Here is a 6,302-nt window from a genome sequence, read left to right as displayed (position 1 = left end):
TCCATCCGGGTCATACATCATCACCGGATTATTCATTACATAAGCATAAGGTGAATATGAAGAATAACTTTCTGAAAGCTGATCCATCCCATTCCATCGTCCCAACTCCGGCATATACTGTCTCCAGCCATAATCAAGCATTCCCGTATCATCCTGTAGCTCTTTACCGTTGTATTGGTATCGGTAGTCAGGATTTCCTGATGTGTAATTGTATCCCTCATGCTTTAATCCAAACGGATAATAGTTATTTTCTTCAAGAACTGCTGCTCCCGAACCATTATTCTGATAGCTCAACCGTACATTTCCTAACTGATCGGTATAGTTGTAAATATACTTATTATTTTTAAAATCGTAGTAGCCTTCAGAGGTAGGAACAAAATCCAGAGAGACTGCATTCAGATAATTGATGGTATACTGGAACCCATCCAGATAATCTGTTGTGGTGATACGTTCTGTGCTATTCTTTTTACTAAATACAGTGATGTGCTTCTTTCTCAGCTTGGTTCCGTCAGCACGGTAGATATATTCCGATCTTACATTTCTTGTTTCATCTTCTCCTGTTTCGTTATTCCGGATTACATAGGTGGTACTGAATTTCATTTTCCCCGGAAGGTTCAGGTAATTGTATTTGATCTCTAATATTCCTTTGTCGATGTGATCGGTCATGTTTCCGTTGTCGTCATACGAAATCGCACTGCCGGAACTATCAGGATAGCCCATATAATTTCCAGTATTGTCAACAACTGTCTGCAGCCTATTCCCTGTGTAAGTATAGATAAGGTTATCAATCTGTTGTGCTGTTCCTGCTCCCTTTGTACTTCTTTGCAAGGAGCTTATGTTTCCGTTGAGATCATAGCTCATTGCCTCGTTATAAAAATCATTTTGCGGAACAGATGAACCCGGTTCAGAATATATTCCTATCTTCAAACGATTTAGGGCATCATATTGATAATCATATCTTCTCAATACATTATCTGTGGCTGTTTTCCAGTCTATTTCTGTAATATTTCCACCATATTTTCCTGAAGTACTTGTGGTATTCTGAGGATTGAAATATTTCATCTCATACCCGAAAAGCTTCCCGTTCAGATTAGCAGGATCATTGATCTTCGTCAGCCAGCCATGAATATTATAGGTGTAATCAATGCTCTGCAAAGGAGATGAGACATTGGTTCCCCCTACTTTTTTATTGACAATCTGGGAGAGTTCATTATAAGTATTCTGCTTCAGAATCTCTTCAGGGTTACTGTCAATCTTATGCTTATGCACCAACAGTCTTCCCTGGGCATCATATTCATAGGTCTGGGTGATCAGTTTTTCAGTATCTGTGGCCAGTCTTTTATGATAGGCTTTGGTCTGTAGGGTTAATCCGGCAAAATCAAGCTTGGATTCTGTTTTGGTATAGCCTCCCAAATGATTGATGGAATGGGTTCCTATTGCTCTTCCTTTTTGATCATAATAGGTATAGGTTTTTGTCCAGCTGTTATCCTCTATATTTTTTACCAGACTCATCACCGGAAGACCTTTGGTGCTTCTTCCAGCAGCATCAGGAGTTTCAGTCAGTACCGGTTCTCCCAGAATCGTTGAAGGAAAAGGAGGATTAAAACCATACTGTTGAGGGTAAGAATCATAATACGTAACCGATAACAGGGTATTCAGCCCCCAATACATATTAGAATAATAATACGTCATATCATTGGCCGTAAGTCCTGTGGTACTCCTGCCTTCAATAACAGATAAGTCACTAACCTGGCTCTGCATACCTGATCTGGTATTATTACCCGTTAGTATTCCTGTATAAATAGGCCTTCCCCATATATCATATTTATAAATCATCCAGCTGGCCGAAGTTCTCTGATTCGCATCTTGGGTAAGAATCAGCTTATCTGCTTTATCATACACCATATATTCCCAGCCTTTACCCGGAAGTCTTTTTTCTACCAGGCGGTTCCAGCCATCATAACGATACTGGTAGCAAAGCTTTTCCAAGGTATCCTGAGATACTGATCCTGAAGCCGCAGCCAGCGGAGGAATAACATAGACCAGATGTCCAAATTCATTATAAACATAATAGGTATCTGCAGCATCTGATGTTCCTGCTCCTTTTCTTGCCATAATCAGCTGCCCCTGCTTGTTTTTATATTCTACAGAGACTTTTCCATCCTGGTCGGTCACCGTATTTTTTGTCAGGGTATTAGCCGGATAGCTTCCCGAAAGTGAGAGTACTGACTCTGTTCTCCCTTCAGTCCAGGAAGAAGAAACCATATATTTTTTAACTTCTCCGTTGATGTTGGTTTCGTAGGCAAAAGCTGCCGGATGGTTCTGCCAGTCCTCCCCCGGAGAAATCTGTTGCAAAACACGGTCTAGTGGAGAATTATCCAATACAGTATGGGAAAACGGACGGCTGTCACCATACAAACTAACCGCATTGGTTTTTACGGCTGCTGTGTCATGGACTGCCCCGCCCGATGTAGGCATGGGAACCGGAAACCAGCTGTCTACTTTTCTTCCGTAGCTGTCATACGGAATATGCTGTACCATATCCTTTCCTGAAGGACTGGATTTTATGCTGACAGCCTGAAATGGCCTGCCGAAGCTGTCAAAATACTGTACACTTTCTGAAAATTTAGTACAGTCTGCATTCAGGCATTCTTTGGTATAGGTGTAATTTTCGGTATTGGTGAGATTGTTCTGTGCAGAGAAAACTACCGCTGACAATATCCCGAAAAGGCTTAAAATTCTTTTCATCATTTTACGGTTTGTAGTTGTATTTGTATTCTTTCAGCGTTTTGTACACGGTATTTCCTGAAGCATCTTTTTCTGCTCTTTTCAGGGTTTTTAATCTTCCGGCACTGTCATATTCATACATTTCACGCCGGCCATCCGGAGATGTTGTCGTGGTAAGGCCCACCATCGGATCATAGGTATAAGTTGTAATTCTGTACGCCGTCATTGAGCTGTCCATACGGAGATTATCCAAAGCTGTAATCAACGCACTTTCTGTTCCCGGGTTGGTATTATCGCTATCTGATGCAGCAATAGCCGTGGTAATAAGTGAGCTGTTTTTAATCTCATTATATTTTGCGCCTTCTATTCTGGCAATGACCTGTGTTTTGTTATAGCCATAGATCAATGTCGCAGGAATTCCGTCTGCAGAGGTCACCTGAAGTATATTTCCTTTGTCGTCATAAGCATCCAGGGAAGCGGTCTGTTTTGTACTGCCATCGGCAATATTGGTTGCAAGGACAGAGGTTGGAAGAAGAGACGGAGATTCATAACGGGTTATCGATTTAGAGGTCATTTTCCCGTTTTTCTTTTCTTCATTTATCACGGGAATTCCTGTCATATTAGCAGTCACCAGGTGGCTGTATCCTGCCTGTCCGGAAGGATAAGTAATAAACTGTTCTGAAGTTTCCCCATCTGCCGTACTTTTGGTATAATACGGTTTCTGACTTGTGTTCATCCAGGTTTCTGAACTGGACTCCAGCATTCCGTTATTAGGGAAAAATGCTTTTGCAGTAATCATACTCTTTTTAATGTAAGCAGGTTTTGAAGTAGTCTTATTTCCGAACATCATATTAAGTTCTTCGTTAGAATAATTATCCAGTTCATAATCATAAACCTCTTCTGTCAAAAGTGTATTCTGTTCATTATAGGTTTCTTTCTTTCTCATTAACCCGCTTTTAGTCACATTGTAATAAGGCCAGAAATAAAAAGGGTCATTCTGCGGTCCTCCGTTTGGCTGCTTGGGATAATCATCTGGTGTCTTAAAGAAATAACGTGTATATCCTTTTCCATTTTCAAAAACCTTTACATTTTTGTAAAGAATAAAACCTGTACTATATTCATCATCACTATCTCTTTCATTCGCGTAACCGAAACCGCTTGCACTGTTAGGCTGCGTGAAAGATTCATATTCATAGTTCATTATTCTGTCAGCGTTGGTATCTGTTGGATTTTTGAAATACTTAATATTTTTAATCCTTTTAGTAATGGATTCTCTTCCATTTCTGAATGGACCAGGATTGAGCCTAACTTCAGATGCGCCCAGGCTACCTTTTCCGACAGCTCCATCAACTGATTCAATTTCAAGGGTATAATTACCAGGAAATTCATTTAACGTAGTTAGATAATGGTAGGTTTGGGTAATCGTTCTAGTTGGTACGACAACTACACCGTCTCTTTTCAGGGTGATCTTAAGTTTGTCTGTTCTTGGTTTTGGTGGCCTGTCAGGAAAAAATGGATCTATAGGCGGCTCAGGATATTCATATTCATCAATATGGTAACCAAATCTAAAATATTTTTTTACTGAGGTATCTCCAGGTATTGTAAAGTTATACTGTAACGTCTGGTTCGTATTGATCAGACCATTTGCTAATTGGGCCCAATATTGAATAATAGGATTAGTAATACTCGGCGCACCATCCAAACTAGCTAAGTAAGCGGGATCATTATAATTAACGTAGACTTCTCCGTTCTCAAAATTATATTCAGTAACTCCTCCGGAAGGAGTAATAAGTCTCTTAAGCCTTCCTAATCCGGAAGGTTCATTATATACAAAACTATTTTTTTCAACAGGACTGTTATTCTTATCATTTTTGAATACAGAATTCAGAATTCTTTCCTTATTCGAAATATCATTTCCTTTTGAAACCATGGTATAATTAAATACATAAGAAGACAGTTCTTCTCCAGCTGGATTTTTAAAAATAATTTTCTGAAGGCTGTAAGGATCACTGGCTGTTTTATCGCTTTCTTTTTTGCCTTCCAGCGTTTCATCATATGAATAATTAAAAACCGTCTGCCCGTTTCTGCTGGTGATGGCTTTCAGCTTATTCTGAAGGAATATAAGATAATTTGTACTATTTTCCCTATATTTTGTCTTTTCATCATAGGTAAATACGGCTACCTCAGCCCCTATCGGAGATAAAATCTTGGTCAGGTAATAAGCTGGTTTATATATCGTTGGAATAATAAGTCCAACATCGCAATTATATCTTCCGATATCCGGTTTGTCAAAAAAATATTTATATCCGTTATCTGCTGTTATCGTAAAACTATCTGCTTTGAAAGTTGATGTATTGCTGTCTCTTACATATTCTATCTTAGCTCCGTTGGGCACTAAGTTCACCAATGAAAAAGTATTCGAGGCTATGTCTCTTTTGATTCTGAACTTTCCTGAAAGTCCCGGAAGGTTATAATAGTAGATATCATCAAACTCATTTTTTTGATAATCTATAGCACCTGCATTATCATAACATTCATCCAGACCCATGACAATTTTTTTATAAACCACTCCTGCCCCGAAAAATGACCATCCACGGCCTACATCACTCGCCAGTTCTTCGGTATTATCTGTCCTTCTTGCATTATAGCTTAACCCAAGCGGCCATTTCAACCCACCTGAAGTCGGAGCATCAGAAAGGGAAATTCCTATATCCGGTAATCCAGTAGCCAGCGAAATCGGTACATCAGAATACTGCGACATGGCAGCCATTGATGGTGAGGCAATAGGGGTAGTAACAGCTTCTCCTATGCTTGCCTGTCCGTAGACCAGTGCCCCTAAAAAAACAGGGACCAGGCCCAGGGCTTTCATATAATTTGTTTTCTTCATAATCAGTTTTTATTTTTTTATCAGTTTTGCGTTGGCTGTTTGATTCGTATCGGTTTTAATCACTACCAGGTAAGCACCCTGAACCAAAGGCTGGGTATTAATTTTAGTGACTTTATTCTTCGTTTTTACACTCTGAAGCTGTCTTCCTCCCATATCATACACCACAATATCTGCTTCTTTAAAGTCAACACCTATTTCTACGTAAGCATAATCGGAGACCGGATTAGGATAAATCTTGATGTCTTGTTTCTGAATCAGCTTATCGATCTGGCTGTCCCCAAGCTTCACAATCTTCCAGTTCTCTTTTCCGAGCTCTTCCGCACTGGTTCCGGCAAGAATAATGGAACCGTCTCTGTTTAACTTTATATCAGAAAGCCTTTCTTCTTTCTTTCGGTTCTCTCCCGTGATGTGTTTTCTCCACTGTTCATTACCTTCCTGATCCAGATACAGCATCCAGAACGTTTCATCATCTTTTTCTATCCGGCCTTCTGCCTGGGTGTAACCGCCGAGCAATATTCCTTTGGAAGTTTTATCATCTGCGGAATGAATCACACTCATGCCCATCAGGATATCCCGGTTTTTAAAGTTGTAGGATTTCTGCCACTGCTCTTCGCCTCTTTCGTTTAGAGCAACAAGCCATAAGTCGGTTCCTTCTTCGATGCCTACGGTTTTATTGCCTGATCTCTCG

3 protein-coding genes are annotated in these 6,302 nt (G+C 40.0%); all 3 read right to left on the bottom strand.

Features of this window, described 5'->3' with window-relative positions:
* On the bottom strand, positions 1-2,748 hold a 2,748-nt coding region (locus AOB46_RS22290; protein ID WP_185113901.1), incomplete at its 3' end, for a DUF6443 domain-containing protein.
* Positions 2,749-2,752: 4 nt separating this feature from the next.
* Positions 2,753-5,614 (bottom strand): RHS repeat protein, encoded by a 2,862-nt coding sequence (locus tag AOB46_RS22285; RefSeq protein WP_062703565.1) that lies wholly within the window; start codon positions 5,612-5,614, stop codon positions 2,753-2,755.
* A gap of 9 nt (positions 5,615-5,623) precedes the next feature.
* The coding region (locus AOB46_RS22280; RefSeq protein WP_131724445.1) for a T9SS type A sorting domain-containing protein at positions 5,624-6,302 on the bottom strand (679 nt) is incomplete at its 5' end.

Origin of the sequence: Chryseobacterium indologenes, assembly GCF_001295265.1 — a bacterium.
GTDB lineage: Bacteria > Bacteroidota > Bacteroidia > Flavobacteriales > Weeksellaceae > Chryseobacterium > Chryseobacterium indologenes_A.
Note: the sequence above shows the minus strand (reverse complement) of the source record. Positions and strands in the feature narration are given on the sequence as shown.